15 protein-coding genes are annotated in these 13862 nt (G+C 67.8%); 12 read left to right on the forward strand and 3 right to left on the reverse strand.

Features of this window, described 5'->3' with window-relative positions:
- Positions 1–16: 16 nt before the first annotated feature.
- The 3 genes from hppD to hmgA all read left to right on the forward strand — a co-directional run bounded on the left by hppD (position 17) and on the right by hmgA (position 2927).
- Positions 17–1114: a 4-hydroxyphenylpyruvate dioxygenase gene (hppD, locus tag V7060_RS11080; RefSeq protein ID WP_334179289.1), complete on the forward strand. Its 1098-nt coding sequence runs from the start codon at positions 17–19 to the stop codon at positions 1112–1114.
- Between the two features lie 106 nt (positions 1115–1220).
- On the forward strand, positions 1221–1625 hold the full coding sequence (locus V7060_RS11085; RefSeq protein WP_334179290.1) for a DUF559 domain-containing protein: 405 nt from the start codon (positions 1221–1223) through the stop codon (positions 1623–1625).
- Positions 1626–1634: 9 nt separating this feature from the next.
- The gene (hmgA, locus tag V7060_RS11090) at positions 1635–2927 is read left to right on the forward strand and encodes a homogentisate 1,2-dioxygenase (protein ID WP_334179345.1); all 1293 of its coding nucleotides are present in this window, start codon (positions 1635–1637) and stop codon (positions 2925–2927) included.
- Positions 2928–2933: 6 nt separating this feature from the next.
- Here the strand turns inward: hmgA and V7060_RS11095 are convergent, their stop codons facing one another.
- Positions 2934–3470, reverse strand: coding sequence for a hypothetical protein (locus V7060_RS11095; protein WP_334179291.1), 537 nt, complete (start codon positions 3468–3470; stop codon positions 2934–2936).
- A 124-nt stretch (positions 3471–3594) separates the two neighbouring features.
- Between V7060_RS11095 and V7060_RS11100 the strand changes: the two genes are divergently transcribed.
- From V7060_RS11100 to V7060_RS11140, 9 genes are all read left to right on the forward strand, one after another.
- The gene (locus tag V7060_RS11100; RefSeq protein ID WP_334179292.1) at positions 3595–4218 is read left to right on the forward strand and encodes a lectin; all 624 of its coding nucleotides are present in this window, start codon (positions 3595–3597) and stop codon (positions 4216–4218) included.
- 88 nt (positions 4219–4306) lie between these two features.
- Positions 4307–5257: a calcium/sodium antiporter gene (locus tag V7060_RS11105; RefSeq protein ID WP_334179293.1), complete on the forward strand. Its 951-nt coding sequence runs from the start codon at positions 4307–4309 to the stop codon at positions 5255–5257.
- A gap of 92 nt (positions 5258–5349) precedes the next feature.
- Positions 5350–8181: a monovalent cation/H+ antiporter subunit A gene (locus V7060_RS11110; RefSeq protein WP_334179294.1), complete on the forward strand. Its 2832-nt coding sequence runs from the start codon at positions 5350–5352 to the stop codon at positions 8179–8181.
- 16 nt (positions 8182–8197) lie between these two features.
- Positions 8198–8620: a Na+/H+ antiporter subunit C gene (locus V7060_RS11115; protein ID WP_334179295.1), complete on the forward strand. Its 423-nt coding sequence runs from the start codon at positions 8198–8200 to the stop codon at positions 8618–8620.
- The gene (locus tag V7060_RS11120) at positions 8617–10182 is read left to right on the forward strand and encodes a monovalent cation/H+ antiporter subunit D (RefSeq protein WP_334179296.1); all 1566 of its coding nucleotides are present in this window, start codon (positions 8617–8619) and stop codon (positions 10180–10182) included. Before V7060_RS11115 ends, V7060_RS11120 begins: the two co-directional genes overlap by 4 nt.
- A gap of 2 nt (positions 10183–10184) precedes the next feature.
- The gene (locus V7060_RS11125; protein WP_334179297.1) at positions 10185–10685 is read left to right on the forward strand and encodes a Na+/H+ antiporter subunit E; all 501 of its coding nucleotides are present in this window, start codon (positions 10185–10187) and stop codon (positions 10683–10685) included.
- Positions 10682–10966 (forward strand): K+/H+ antiporter subunit F, encoded by a 285-nt coding sequence (locus V7060_RS11130; RefSeq protein ID WP_334179298.1) that lies wholly within the window; start codon positions 10682–10684, stop codon positions 10964–10966. The genes V7060_RS11125 and V7060_RS11130 overlap by 4 nt, the downstream gene beginning before the upstream one ends.
- The gene (locus tag V7060_RS11135; protein WP_334179299.1) at positions 10963–11334 is read left to right on the forward strand and encodes a Na+/H+ antiporter subunit G; all 372 of its coding nucleotides are present in this window, start codon (positions 10963–10965) and stop codon (positions 11332–11334) included. Before V7060_RS11130 ends, V7060_RS11135 begins: the two co-directional genes overlap by 4 nt.
- 7 nt (positions 11335–11341) lie before the next feature.
- Complete coding sequence (locus V7060_RS11140) at positions 11342–12202, forward strand: NAD-dependent epimerase/dehydratase family protein (protein ID WP_334179300.1); 861 nt, start codon at positions 11342–11344, stop codon at positions 12200–12202.
- A 16-nt stretch (positions 12203–12218) separates the two neighbouring features.
- Here the strand turns inward: V7060_RS11140 and V7060_RS11145 are convergent, their stop codons facing one another.
- Entirely contained in the window at positions 12219–12698 is a 480-nt protein-coding gene (locus V7060_RS11145; RefSeq protein ID WP_334179301.1) for an Mpo1-like protein, read from the reverse strand.
- A gap of 178 nt (positions 12699–12876) precedes the next feature.
- Entirely contained in the window at positions 12877–13803 is a 927-nt protein-coding gene (locus tag V7060_RS11150; protein ID WP_334179302.1) for a phosphoribosylaminoimidazolesuccinocarboxamide synthase, read from the reverse strand.
- Positions 13804–13862 lie beyond the last annotated feature (59 nt).

Raw genomic sequence — 13862 nt, forward strand, 5'->3', positions numbered from 1 at the left:
CCTAGCGAGGCGCCCCATGACTGCACAACCCAATTCTGGCATCCAGCCCACCACGTTCGACAATCCGATGGGCATCGACGGGTTCGAGTTCGTCGAGTTCGCCGCGCCCCAGGGCCAGGCTCACCAGCTGCACGACTATTTCCGCAAGCTCGGCTTCGTGCAGGTCGCGCGCCACAAGACGCGCGCCATCAGCACCTACCGCCAGGGCGACTGCACCTTCCTCATCAACGAGGATCCGGACTCCTTCGCCGCACGCTTCGCCGCCGAGCACGGCCCCAGCGCCTGCGGCTTCGCGATCCGGGTGAAGAAGCTGGCCGAGTGGGCGCGTGTGCAGGCACTGAAGAACGGTGCGGAATCGTTCGGCGCCGCCGACGAGCTGACCAAGGCCGTCGCCGCGCCGGTCATCAAGGGCATCGGCGACTGCATGCTCTACATCGTCGACCGCTACGACGACCAGGGCACGATCCATGATCCGGACTACGAGTACCTGCCGGGCGTGGAGCTGCTGCCGAAGGGCTTCGGCCTGACCTTCATCGACCACCTGACCCACAACCTCTACCACGGCAACATGGCCAAGTGGGCGGACTACTACGAGCGGCTGTTCAACTTCCGCGAGATCCGCTACTTCGACATCAAGGGCGCCAAGACCGGCTTGCTGTCGAAGGCGATGACCGCGCCGGACGGCATGGTGCGCATCCCGCTCAACGAGTCGAGCGATCCGAAGAGCCAGATCAACGAATACCTCGACGCCTACAAGGGCGAGGGCATCCAGCACATCGCCTGCTTCACCGACGACATCTACACCACCGTTGAAAAGATGCGCGAGGCGGGCGTGGCGTTCCTCGATACGCCGGACACGTATTTCGACGTGATCGACCAGCGCATTCCGAACCATGGCGAAGACGTCGCGCGGCTGGCGCGCAACAAGATCCTGATCGACGCCGACGTGGAGACGAAGCAGCGCAAGCTGCTGCAGATCTTCACCCAGAACGCGCTGGGCCCGATCTTCTTCGAAATCATCCAGCGCAAGGGCAACGAAGGCTTCGGCGAAGGCAATTTCCAGGCGCTGTTCGAGAGCATCGAGCGCGACCAGATGAAGCGTGGGGTGTTGTGACACCTTGAGCCCCTCTCCCTCCGGGAGAGGGGTTGGGGTGAGGGTGCGGCGGAATCCGTATCCGGCACCAACGACGGTCCCACCACAGGCGGACAGGAGGTCCGGCATGGTCAATCCACCGCTACCGACGCGGACATTGGCGAATGCAAGGCGATTGCGCAAGGAGATGACGGATGCGGAGCGCAGGTTGTGGCAGCATCTCCGTGCGGGCAGGCTGGAGGGCTACAAGTTCCGACGGCAGCATGCGCTCCATCCCTACATCGTCGACTTCTGCTGTGTGGAGGCTGGCGTGGTAATCGAACTGGATGGTTCGCAGCATGGCGAACCTGTGGACGCGGGGAGGACACGCCATCTCGAAGCACAAGGTTGGCGGGTTGCAAGATTCTGGAACAACGATGTGCTGAACCAGGTGGATGTCGTGGTCGAAGCGATCTGGAACCTTCTGTCGCGACCGACCCTCTCCCCAACCCCTCTCCCTGAGGGAGAGGGGCTCAAGCAGCGAGATGAGTGAATGAGCCAGATGCACGACAGATACCACACCGGCTTCGGCAACCACTTCGCCAGTGAGGCGATTCCCGGTACGTTGCCGGAGGGGCGCAACTCGCCGCAGCGCGTGGTGCATGGGCTGTACGCCGAGCAGCTGAGCGGCACCGCCTTCACCGCGCCGCGCGCGGAGAACCGGCGCAGCTGGCTGTATCGCATCCGTCCGGCGGCGATGCACGGGCCGTTCGCGCCCTACGCGCAGCACCGGCTGCACAGCGACTTCAGCGCGGGACCGGTGTCGCCGGACCAGATGCGCTGGTCGCCGCTGCCGATGCCGGAAACACCGACCGACTTCGTCGATGGCCTGTACACGATGGCCGGCAATGGCTCGCCCGACGCGATGCACGGCGTCGGCATCCATCTGTATGCGGCCAACCGGTCGATGCAGGGCCGCTACTTCTACGATGCCGACGGCGAATTGCTGATCGTGCCGCAGCAGGGCAGCCTGCGCATCGCCACGGAATTCGGCGTGATCGAGGTCGAGCCGCAGCAGATCGCGGTCATTCCGCGCGGCGTGCGTTTCCTGGTCGAGCTGCCGGAGGGCGAAGCACGCGGCTACGTCTGCGAGAATTTCGGCGCCGCGCTGCGGCTGCCGGACCTGGGGCCGATCGGTTCGAATGGCCTGGCCAATCCCCGCGATTTCGAAACGCCGGTGGCCGCGTACGAAGACATCGAGGGCGAATTCGAACTGATCGCCAAGTTCCAGGGCCACCTGTGGCGCGCCGACATCGGCCATTCGCCGCTGGACGTGGTGGGCTGGCATGGCAACTACGCGCCGTACCGCTACGACCTGCGCCGCTTCAATACTGTCGGGTCGATCAGCTTCGACCATCCCGATCCATCGATCTTCCTGGTGCTGACCTCGCCCAGCGATACGCCGGGCGTGGGCAACATGGATTTCGTGATCTTCCCGCCGCGCTGGCTGGTGGCGCAGGACACGTTTCGACCGCCATGGTTCCACCGCAACATCGCCAGCGAGTTCATGGGCCTGATCCACGGCGTGTACGACGCCAAGGCGGAGGGCTTCGCACCCGGCGGCGCCTCGCTGCACAACTCCATGACGGGTCATGGCCCGGATGCGGCGACGTTCGAGAAGGCATCGAGCGCGGACCTGTCCAGGCCTGACGTCATCACCGGGACGATGGCCTTCATGTTCGAAACGCGCGCGGTGATCCGGCCGACGCGGCAGGCCGCGGAGGCACCGCATCGCCAGCGCGACTACCAGGCGTGCTGGGCTGGCTTGCGCAAGCACTTCGTCCGCCCGGACTGAGTCGCCTCAGCGCTCGGCGGCTTCCAGACGCGCGTCCAGCAGGCGCTGCAAGCGAGGCGCCGCGTCCTGCGGCAGCGCCTCCAGCAGGCGTTCGCGGATGCGGGCGGCGAGCGTCGTGGCCATGCGCGCCTGGAGGAAGCGCAGTGCGTCGGCAAGCGCGTCCAGCATCGCGTCATCGTCCAGTCGCGCCTGCAGGTGCTGGCGATGGTGGCGTGCCTCGTCATCGCGTTGCAGTTCCAGCATGCCGGACAGGTAGACCTTGGCCGCGACCAGCGAGCGGCGCGGTCCGGCAGAGACAGCGACAGGGATGCCCGGGCGCGTCGCCGCAAGCGTTGGCGACTGCGGGCGCGCCGCATCGACCAGATATCCGCCGCGTACCAGCCGCTGCACCAGCAGCGGCGCATCCTCGCCCAGCAGATGGACCAGTTCCGCCAGGTCGCGCCGCCCGTCGCACAGGATCAGCGTGCGCCGTTCACGCATGCCGAGCGCGCCGGTATGGGCCTGCAGGGTCTGGCGGGCGAGGTCGGTCTTGGAAGGGCGCATGACGCAGCAAAGGAGTGGCCGCGCGCAGGCTAGTGGCGTGCGATGAAGTGCGGATGACAGCGCTTCATCGCGGTGACTTAACGCGCAAACGCTAGGATTCAGGTTTGTGCACTGGAGAGAGCCAATGAAGTCGATGTTGCCGATCGTGATGGTCGTCACGCTGTTGTCCGCCTGCCAGCGCGACGGAGCGCCCGCACCGGCGGATGCCGAACCGCAGACGACCGCGACCAGCACGCCGATGGCCGAAGCCGCCGTTCCTGCGCCCGCCGTCGACGACACGGCCGCGCCCGCCGGACCCGTGAGCCAGGCGAGCTTCCTCGGCTATGGCGACATGAAGCTGGGCAGCACCGTCGACGAGGCGCGTGCGGCGTGGGGCGGCGAACTCAATGGTGCGCCGATGGAAGGCACGACGTGCCACTACCTGTGGCCGAAGTGGATCACCCGTCCGTCCGACTTCGCTTTCATGATGGAAGAAGGCAAGTTCGTGCGTTACGACGTCGGCATCGACAAGGAAACCGCGCCCGGTGGCGGCAAGGTGGGCATGAGCGTCGATGAACTGCAGAAGCTCTACGGCGGCGCGCTGAAGGCGACACCGCACAAGTACACGCAGGGCGGCCAGTACCTGTCCATGGATGCGGGCGACGTGGCACCGACCCGGCTGGTATTCGAGGCCGATGCCGACGGCAAGGTCACCGCCTGGCGCGTGGGTCTGTCGCCGCAGGTCGACTACGTGGAAGGCTGCTCCTGAGGCATCGCGTCCGCGACCGCGGGGCGACTGGCCCTGCGGTCGAGGGCGGGCATAGAATCGCGGCACACCACACGGCAAGGGGGCGGCGATGACGGAAGCCTGGGGATATTTCGTGCTGGGCCTGGTGTTGCTGGCGCTCGGTGGCGATTCGATCGTCAAGGGCGCATCCGGGCTCGCGCAGCGCGTCGGCGCTTCTCCGTTCGTGGCGGGGCTGCTGTTGATCGCCTTCGGCACGTCGTTGCCGGAACTCGCCGTCAATGCCCGCGCGGTCTGGGTGGGGGCGCAGGATCTCGCGCTCGGCAATGCCGTCGGCAGCAATATCGTCAACCTGGGACTGACGCTGGGTGTCGCCGCCCTGGTCGCGCCGCTGGTGGTGCGGATGCGCGTGCTCTCGCCGCTGCTGGTGCTGCTTGCGCTGGCGTCGCTGGCGCTGATCGTGTTCGGCCTGGATGGCGTCATCAGCCGCACCGAGGGCGTGGCGCTGCTGATCGGTTTCGTGGCTGCGCTGGCATTCCTGCTGGTGCGCGCACCGCGCGAGGACGCCACGGTCCGCGTGGAGGTCGAAGGGTTCGCGGCCACGCACACCGTCTTGTGGATGAACCTGCTGCGCTTCCTCGTGGCCACAGCGCTGCTCTATTACGGCGCGCGGTTCGTGGTACAGGGTGCGCCGGTGATCGGCGCGCATTGGGGCCTGTCGCCGCTGCTGACGGGCCTGTTGCCGGTGGCGATCGGCACCGCGCTGCCCGAGGTCGCCGCCGCTGCGATGGCCGCACGCCGCGGCCAGGGCGACATGGTCGCCGGGCACGTGATCGGTTCCAGCCTGTTCAACCTGCTGGTGGTGGTGGGCGGCATGGCGGCGTTCCGGCCGCTGGCGCTGCCGGAGTCGTTCGTGCGGCTGGAACTGCCTGCCGCCATCGCCTTCGTGCTGGTGCTGTATCCGATGCTGCGCGGCGACCTGCGCATCAGCCGCGTGGAAGGCGGCATCCTGCTCGCCGCGTTCGTCGGCTGGGTGATCCTGGAGATCGCCCTGCTCGCGTGACCTGAACAGTGGGTCAGGCATGTGTGAACGGGTTTGTTAAACTCGGGGCGATTGCTCGCGAATGACGCATTCCCTGCAACGCAAGGCGGTTGATGATCCCTTTTCTTGAAATCCTGCTGGCGCTGCCGTTCGTGCTCGCGCTGGTGGTGGCGCTGGCGCGCGGTCTTCCGCGCGGGGCGACCGCATGGCTGGCCGGCCTGGCACCGCTGCTGGGGCTGGTGCTTCTGGCCTGGATGACGCCCAGCGTGCTGCAGGGCTGGAACGTGCGTGCCGAGCATGCCTGGATCCCGCAGATCGGATTGTCGTTCACCCTGCGCCTGGACGGGCTGGCGTGGATGTTCGCCGGCATGGTGCTGGCGATCGGTGCGCTGGTGGTGATGTACGCGCGCTACTACCTCAGCGAGAAGGACAGCGCGCCGCGCTTCTTCGCCTGCCTGCTGCTGTTCATGGGTTCGATGCTGGGCGTGGTGCTGGCGGGCAACCTGTTGCTGCTGGTGGTGTTCTGGGAACTGACCAGCATCAGCTCGTTCCTGCTGATCGGCTTCTGGTCGCACCGGCAGGACGCGCGCGAAGGCGCGCGCATGGCGCTGGCGATCACGGGTGCCGGCGGGCTGGCGCTGCTGGGTGGCGTGCTGCTGATCGGACGCATCGTCGGCAGCTACGACCTGGACGTGGTGCTGGCGTCGGGCGACCTGATCCGCGCGAGCACGCTGTATCCGTGGGCGCTGGCGCTGGTGCTGGCGGGCGTGTTCACCAAGAGCGCGCAGTTCCCGCTGCACTTCTGGCTGCCGCATGCGATGGCGGCGCCGACCCCGGTCTCGGCCTACCTGCACTCGGCGACGATGGTGAAGGCCGGCGTGTTCCTGCTGGCGCGGTTGCACCCGGCGCTGGCCGGCACCGACCTGTTCTTCTACGTGGTCACCAGCGTCGGCGCGATGACGCTGCTGGTGGGTGCCTGGTTCGCGATCTTCCAGCACGACCTGAAGGGCCTGCTGGCGTATTCGACCATCTCGCACCTGGGCCTGATCACGCTGCTGTTCGGCATCTCCACCCCGATGGCGGTGGTGGCCGGCGTGTTCCACATCCTCAACCACGCCACGTTCAAGGCGTCGCTGTTCATGGCGGCGGGCATCATCGACCACGAGACCGGTACCCGCGACATGCGGCGGCTCGGCAACCTGCGGCGCTACCTACCGATGACCAGTGCGCTGGCGATCGTGGCCTCGCTGGCGATGGCCGGTATCCCGCTGCTCAACGGCTTCCTGTCGAAGGAGATGTTCTTCGCCGAGGCGCTGGACATCGACGGCCACCGCGGCATGCGCAACGCCATCACGGTGGCGGCGCTGCTGTACGGGATGTTCGGCGTGGCCTACAGCCTGCGCTTCGTCTACGAGACGTTCTTCGGCCAGGGGCCGCGCGATCTCGACGTGGTGCCGCATGAGCCGCCGCGCTGGATGAAGATCCCGGTGGAAGTGCTGGTGGTGCTGTGCGTGGCCGTCGGCGTGTTCCCCGCGTGGACGGTGGCGCCGGTGCTGCATGCGGGTGCCGGCGCGATCCTCGGAGACGCCATGCCGGCGTACAGCCTGTCCGTCTGGCACGGCATCAACACGCCGCTGCTGATGAGCCTGGCCGGCATCGCCGGTGGCGTGCTCCTGTATTTCGGGCTGCGCCGGCTGTTCGACCTGCACGCCATCGTGCGCCGCTCGCTGGGGCGCCACCTGTTCCGCTGGAACATGGAGGCGCTGTACGCGCTGGCCGGCCGTTTCACCACCCGCATCGCCAATGGCAGCCTGCAGCGCAGCCTGCTGTTCCTGGTGCTGGCGGCGCTCGCCGCCGGCGCCGCGCCTTTCGTCGCCGGCGACGCCCCGCCATTGCAGTGGCGCGCGCCGCAACCGATGCCGCTGCTGGGCTGGCTGCTCTGGCTGGTGCTGGTGGTGTGCGCGGTCTGGACGATCCGCCTGTACCGTCAGCGGCTGCTGGCCGTCATCGTGCTGGGTGGCGCGGGACTGGTGGTGAGCCTGACCTTCGTGTTCCTGTCCGCGCCCGACCTGGCGCTGACCCAGCTGATGGTGGAAATGGTCAGCCTGGTCCTGTTGCTGCTGGGCCTGCACTACCTGCCGCCACGCTCGCCGCCGGAACGCACGCCGCAGCGCCGCCTGCGCGACATCGCCGTGGCGCTGGTCGCGGGCGGGGGCGCCGGCTTGCTCGCCTACCAGATGATGACGCGCCCGGCCGACACCATCAGCGGCGAACTGCTGGCGCGCTCGCTGCCGGAGGCTTACGGCAGCAATGTGGTGAACGTGATCCTGGTGGACTTCCGTGGCTTCGACACCTTCGGCGAGATCACCGTGTTCGGCATCGCGGCACTGATCGTGCATGCGTTGCTGCGCCGCGCGCGGATGGCGCCCGAGAAGGTCATGTCCGGCCCTCCGATCTCGCTGCCGGTGCCGGCGGACCTGGCGCAGATCATGTTCCCGCTCACGCTGACCGTCTCGGTGTTCCTGTTCCTGCGCGGCCACAACGCGCCGGGCGGCGGCTTCATCGCGGGTCTGGTACTGGCCGTGCCGCTACTGGTGCAGTACGTCATCCAGGGCGCGGCGTCGGTGGAATCGCGTTTCGGCTTCGACTACGTGCGCTGCATCGGCGTGGGCCTGCTCGTCGCCGGCCTGAGCGGCGTGGTGTCGATGGGCTTCGGCGTGCCGTTCCTCACCAGCGGCCACCTGGACCTGGAACTGCCGATCATCGGCACGGTGCCGCTGGCCAGCGCCATCGGCTTCGACACCGGCGTCTACCTGGTCGTGTTCGGTGGCGCGATGCTGATCCTGTCGATGATGGGCACCATCAAGCCCTCGCGCACGCGCGTGTCGCACCTGGGCGTGATGGAGCCGGGCGAACGCTCGACCCGCACGGGGGAGCTGCGCTGATGGAGGAGACGCCGTAATGGAACTGGCCATGGCGAGCGCGATCGCGATCCTGACCGCGGCGGGGGTGTACCTGCTGCTGCGGGCGCGCACGTTCGACGTCATCCTCGGGCTGACGTTGCTGTCGTACGCCACCAACCTGCTGATCTTCGCGGGCGGGCGGCTGGCGCCCGGCAAGCCGGCCGTGCTGCGCGAAGGCGTGGCGCCCACGCTGGCCAACTACACCGATCCGTTGCCGCAGGCGCTGGTGCTGACGGCCATCGTGATCGCGTTCGCGATGACGGCGGTGACCGTGGTGCTGTCGATCCGCAGCCGTGGCGACAACGACAGCGACCACGTCGACGGCCGCAAGGCCGAGCGCGAGTTCCTGGCCAGCGAGCAGCGCCGGCACGAGGAAGCGCGCGACGCTGCCAGGACGGACGAAGCGGAGCCGCGCGCATGAACCACCTGCCCGTGCTGCCGATCCTGATCCCGCTGTTCGCCGCGTCGATCGCGCTGTTCTTCGAGCACCGCCGTTTCGGCATGGTCCCGCAGCGCATCGTCGCCTGGGCGTCGGTGGCCGCCATGCTGGCCGTGGTCTGCATGCTGGTCGCGTCGGCGGCGTCCGGCGAGGTTTCGGTCTACCTGCTCGGCGACTGGCCGGCACGGCTGGGCATCGTGCTGATGGTGGACCGGCTGTCGGCGCTGATGCTGCTGGTCGGCCTGCTGCTCGCCGCCGCCTGCCTGCTGCACGCGTGCGCGGGCTGGGACCGGCGCGCACCGCACTTCCACGCGTTTTTCCAGTTCCAGCTGATGGGACTCAACGGTGCGTTCCTCACCGGCGACATTTTCAACCTGTTCGTGTTCTTCGAAGTGCTGCTGATTTCCTCGTACGGCCTGATGCTCAGCGGCGGGCGCGGCGAACGCATGCGCGCGGGCCTGCACTACGTCACTTTCAACATCGCCGCATCGACGCTGTTCCTGATCGCGCTGGGCCTGCTGTACGGCCTGCTTGGCTCGTTGAACATGGCCGAACTGTCGGTGCGCGTCGCGCAGTTGCCGCCGGGCGACGTGGCGCTGGTACAGGCGGCCGCCGGCCTGCTGTTCGTGGTGTTCTGCGCGAAAGCCGCATTGCTGCCGATGTACTTCTGGTTGCCCGAGACCTACACGCACGCGCCCGCGGCGGTCGCCGGACTTTTCGCCATCATGACCAAGGTGGGCCTGTATGCCGTGCTGAGGCTGGGCACGCTGAGCTTCGGCGTGTCGGGGCCGCTGGACGGCTTCGCGTGGCCGGCGTTGCTGGCGTTGGGTGCGGTGACGCTGGTGCTGGCCTCATTGGGCGTGCTGGCGGCGAACCGGCTGCGTGCGCTGGCGGCCTATCTGGTGCTGGGTTCGGCGGCCACGCTGTTCGTCGCGTTCTCGCTGCACACCGCCGGCACGGTAGGCGCGGGTTTGTATTACCTGGTGCACAGCAGCTTCGCCGGTGCCGCGCTGTTCCTGCTCGCCGACCTGATCCGCCGGCGTCGCGGCCGCGCGAGCGACCGCAAGGACCTGATCGCCGCGCTGCCGGACAAGACCGTGCCCGGCCTGCTGTTCCTGGTCGCTGCGGTCTCGCTGGCGGGCCTGCCGCCGCTGTCCGGCTTCATCGGCAAGCTGCTGCTGCTGGAAGCGGTGCCGGTTGGGCCGCATACGCTGTGGATCTGGATGCTGGTGCTCGGCACGAGCTTCATGATGCTGGTGGGACTGGCCCGCGCGGGTACGCGACTGTTCTGGCGCGTCGAGCCGTGGCCCGATGCGGGCGTGCGGAAGCTGGAAGCCTATGTCCCCGAGCAGGACCAGGTGTCGGCGCCGTCGCGCCCACTGGAGACCTCGGCCATCGTGCTGCTGCTCGCCTATGGCGTGGCGCTGGTGCTGGCCGCCGCGCCGGTACTGGACTACACGCGCGCCACCGCGGCACAGCTGCAGTCGCCCGGCGATTACGTCGAACACGTGCGCGCCGCCGCGCCGATCCTGAGGGAGCCCTGAGCATGGTGGCGACATGGCGCAAGCGCTGGCTGCCTTCGTTGCCGCTGAGCGTGGCGGTGTTCTGCTTCTGGCTGTTGTTGAACGACGATGTCAGCGCCGGACATGTCGTGATGGCGCTGCTGCTGGCGCTGCTGATCCCGCCGTTCGCGGCGCGGCTGGACCGCGAGTTCGCCCGCATCGGCCGCCTGCGCAGCGTGCCCCGCATGCTGGGCGTGCTGGCGTTGGATATCGTGCAGGCCAATGTCACCGTGGCGCTGCAGGTGCTCGGGCCGGAGCGGAAGATCCACCCCGACTTCATCTGGGTACCGCTGGACATCGACAACATCCACGGCATCGCCGCGCTGACCAGCATCATCACGCTGACCCCCGGCACGGTGTCGTCGGCGCTGTCGGACGACCGCCGCTACCTGCTGGTGCACGTGCTGAACCTGGACGATGCCGACGAGGTGATCCGCCAGATCAAGACGCGCTACGAGGCGCCGCTGATGGAGATCTTCCCATGACCCCGCAGATCCTGGTGATGTACGCCATCGTCGCGTCGATGCACGTGGTCGGCCTGGCGATGCTGCTCGCGCTGGTCCGGCTGGTGCGCGGCCCCAGCGTGCCCGACCGCATCCTGGCGCTGGACACCCTGTTCGTGTCCGCGATCGCGCAACTGGTGCTGTTCGGCATGTACCTGGGTACTGCGGTCTATTTCGAGGCCGCGCTGATCATCGCCATGCTGGGCTTCGTCGGCACGGTGGTGCTGAGCAAGTACGTGCTGCGCCGGGACATCGTCGAATGAGCTGGGTCTTCGCCATCCTGCTGGTGCTGCTGCTGGCGGTGGGCAGCTTCTTCATCCTCGTCGGTTCCTTCAGCCTGCTGAAGCTGTCGGAGTTCTTCAAGCGCCTGCACGGGCCGACCAAGGCCAGCACGCTGGGTGTCGGCTGCATGCTGATCGCCTCGGTCGGTTACCACGCGCTGAGCGGCACCGATCCCCAGCCGCGCGAGCTGCTGATCACGGCGTTCCTGTTCATTACCGCGCCCATCAGTGCGCACCTGATGGCCAAGGCCGCGCTGTCGCTGCACATGGCGGAGCGTCCGCCGATGCCGGGCGGCGAACCTCCGCAGCCGATCGATGCGGTGGACGAAGGCGCCAGGCCGGACGCCTGACCCCATCATGCGCACGGCCCTCGTCTTCGGTGCCAGCGGACAGATCGGTGACGCGTTGCTGGCGCGGCTCGATCCTGCCGAATGGCAGGTCTTCGCGGTGTCGCGCATGGCGCGTCCGTCATCGTCGGCGGTGCGCTGGCTGCAGGGCGAGTTCGCCGGCATCGAGGGGCTGCCCCCGGCCGTCGACGTGATCTTCAGTACAGGCCCGCTGGACGGATTCGCGCAGTGGTACGCGCGCGGGCTGGCCGCGACGCCGCGCGTGGTCGCGTTCGGATCCACCAGTCTTGAGACGAAGCTGGCATCGCAGGATGCGCATGAGCGCGACATCGTGGCCCGCCTGCAGGCGGCCGAGCGCGTGGTCTTCGATGCGGCGTCGGCGAATGGTGCTGCGGCTACCCTGTTGCGGCCCACGCTGGTCTATGGCGCGGGCCGCGACCAGACCCTGGCGCGGATCGCAGCGATGGCGCGGCGCATGGGGTTCTTCGTGCTGCCGCGTGGTGCGGAAGGAAAGCGGCAACCGGTGCATGTCGACGACCTGGCCGAGGCGGCACTGGCCGTGGTCGATGTGCCGGCGACGTTCGCGCAGGCGTATGCCTTGCCGGGAGGCGAAACCCTGGCCTACCGCGAGATGGTGGCGCGCACGCTGTTGGCGCTGCAGCCTCCGGTGCGGCTGCGGGAGGTGCCGCTACCGCTCTTCAAGTCGGTGCTGGCGCTCGCCCGCAAGGCGGGCATGATGGGCGGACTCACCGACGATGCGGTCGCGCGCATGCGCGATGACCTGGTGTTCGATGCCTCCCCTGCGCAGCGTGATTTCGGCTACGCGCCGCGCGCCTTCATCGTGGACGCACGGGCGGTGCGGCAGGGGTGAGTCGGTCGCGGGCGGCTCAGTACTTCCAGCCCATCTTCCGGTAGAACTTGCTGAGCACCCACACGGGGCCGATCAGCAGGTAGGTGAGGTCGGTGAGGAAGCTCGGCTTCTTGCCTTCGATCTTGTGGCCGATGAACTGCGCGATCCACGCGATCACGAACACCGCCACCGCAACGAAGAACAGTTTCTGCAGGCCGAGGAGCGCTTCCAGCCAGCGCGTCAGCCAGGCCATCGCGACGAAGATCGCCAGCATGCCGAAGCCCAGCGGGCGCGACAGCTTGTAGTAGTACATCCACGCGCCAAACATCGCCAGCGCCGCCCACATGCCGGACTTCACCCACGTGCCGAACACCGGTATGCACCACAGCAGCGCCACCACGGTCCACAGGATCGCCGGCACGGCGAAGACGTGGATCAGCTGGTTGGTCTCGTTGACGTGGTCGCCGGAATAGCTGGCGAACCAGCGGTCCACCGGACGTTGTGTGGTCGCGTTCATTCACCCCTCCCGAGGATGGCAATGCGGCAGGGTATGGAGCATACCCCAGCCCGTCAGCCGTTGCCGGGACGGCCGTCAGGCCGGCGGAGAGACGCCACCGCGGGAGCGACGTCAGTCGCGATGGAACGTGCCGCCAGCCCCGATCGCGACTGACGTCGCTCCCACAAGACCCGTCAGCTCAGTCGACGACGATGCCAGCCAGCTTCTGCAGCGCTTCCGCATACTTGGCGCGTGTGCGCTCGATGACCTCGGCCGGCAGCGACGGGCCGGGCGCGGTCTTGTTCCAGTCCAGCGTTTCCAGGTAGTCGCGCACGAACTGCTTGTCGTAGCTCGGCGGGCTGGTGCCGACTTCGTATTCGTCGGCGGGCCAGTAGCGCGAGGAATCCGGCGTCAGCATCTCGTCCATGATGTAGAGGCGACCGTCTTCGTCCGTGCCGAACTCGAACTTGGTGTCGGCCAGCAGGATGCCGCGCTCGGCGGCGAAGTCGGCGGCGAAGCGGTAGATGCGCAGCGTGGCGTCGCGCACGCGCTCGGCCAGTTCCGCGCCGACGGTCTTCACCATCGCGTCGAAGTCGATGTTCTCGTCGTGGTCGCCGACAGCGGCCTTGGTCGAGGGGGTGAAGATCGGTTCGGCCAGCTTCCCGGCCTGGCGCAGGCCGTCGGGCAATTCGATGCCGCTGACCTTGCCGGTGCGCTGGTAGTCCTTCCAGCCGCTGCCGATCAGGTAGCCGCGGGCGATGGCTTCCACCGGCACCGGCTTCAGTTTCTTCGTCACCACCGCACGCTTGGCGTACAGCGATGCGTCCACGCCGGCCGGCAGCACGCTGGCGACGTCGATGCCGGTCAGGTGGTTCGGCATCAGGTGCGCGGTCTTGGCGAACCAGAAGTTGGAAATCTGGCAGAGCATCTCGCCCTTGCCGGGAATGGGGTCGGGCAGCACCACGTCGAACGCGCTCAGGCGGTCGGTCGCGACCATCAACAGGTAGTCGCCGGTGGGCGCATCGGCGGGCAGGCGGTCGCGGGGCAGGTCGAACACGTCGCGGACCTTGCCGCGATGGCGCAGGGTGAGGCCGGGCAGATCGGATTGAAGCAACGTCGTGGGCACAAACACTCCTTGGGGAGTCCGGAAACCAGCGAGGCGGTACAGCGTCGTGGGGGCGTGCG

This window comes from Pseudoxanthomonas sp. (assembly GCF_036845285.1).
Classification (GTDB): domain Bacteria; phylum Pseudomonadota; class Gammaproteobacteria; order Xanthomonadales; family Xanthomonadaceae; genus Pseudoxanthomonas_A.

What these genes read in the sequence shown, in the direction of transcription:
- V7060_RS11145 (WP_334179301.1), bottom strand. Translation starts at nt 12,698, where the DNA reads ATGAACGCGACCACACAACGTCCGGTGGACCGCTGGTTCGCCAGCTAT.
- V7060_RS11120 (WP_334179296.1), top strand. Translation starts at nt 8,617, where the DNA reads ATGAACCACCTGCCCGTGCTGCCGATCCTGATCCCGCTGTTCGCCGCG.
- V7060_RS11095 (WP_334179291.1), bottom strand. Translation starts at nt 3,470, where the DNA reads ATGCGCCCTTCCAAGACCGACCTCGCCCGCCAGACCCTGCAGGCCCAT.
- V7060_RS11130 (WP_334179298.1), top strand. Translation starts at nt 10,682, where the DNA reads ATGACCCCGCAGATCCTGGTGATGTACGCCATCGTCGCGTCGATGCAC.
- hmgA (WP_334179345.1), top strand. Translation starts at nt 1,635, where the DNA reads ATGCACGACAGATACCACACCGGCTTCGGCAACCACTTCGCCAGTGAG.
- V7060_RS11085 (WP_334179290.1), top strand. Translation starts at nt 1,221, where the DNA reads ATGGTCAATCCACCGCTACCGACGCGGACATTGGCGAATGCAAGGCGA.
- V7060_RS11110 (WP_334179294.1), top strand. Translation starts at nt 5,350, where the DNA reads ATGATCCCTTTTCTTGAAATCCTGCTGGCGCTGCCGTTCGTGCTCGCG.
- V7060_RS11140 (WP_334179300.1), top strand. Translation starts at nt 11,342, where the DNA reads ATGCGCACGGCCCTCGTCTTCGGTGCCAGCGGACAGATCGGTGACGCG.
- V7060_RS11100 (WP_334179292.1), top strand. Translation starts at nt 3,595, where the DNA reads ATGAAGTCGATGTTGCCGATCGTGATGGTCGTCACGCTGTTGTCCGCC.
- V7060_RS11125 (WP_334179297.1), top strand. Translation starts at nt 10,185, where the DNA reads ATGGTGGCGACATGGCGCAAGCGCTGGCTGCCTTCGTTGCCGCTGAGC.
- V7060_RS11115 (WP_334179295.1), top strand. Translation starts at nt 8,198, where the DNA reads ATGGAACTGGCCATGGCGAGCGCGATCGCGATCCTGACCGCGGCGGGG.
- V7060_RS11105 (WP_334179293.1), top strand. Translation starts at nt 4,307, where the DNA reads ATGACGGAAGCCTGGGGATATTTCGTGCTGGGCCTGGTGTTGCTGGCG.
- V7060_RS11135 (WP_334179299.1), top strand. Translation starts at nt 10,963, where the DNA reads ATGAGCTGGGTCTTCGCCATCCTGCTGGTGCTGCTGCTGGCGGTGGGC.
- hppD (WP_334179289.1), top strand. Translation starts at nt 17, where the DNA reads ATGACTGCACAACCCAATTCTGGCATCCAGCCCACCACGTTCGACAAT.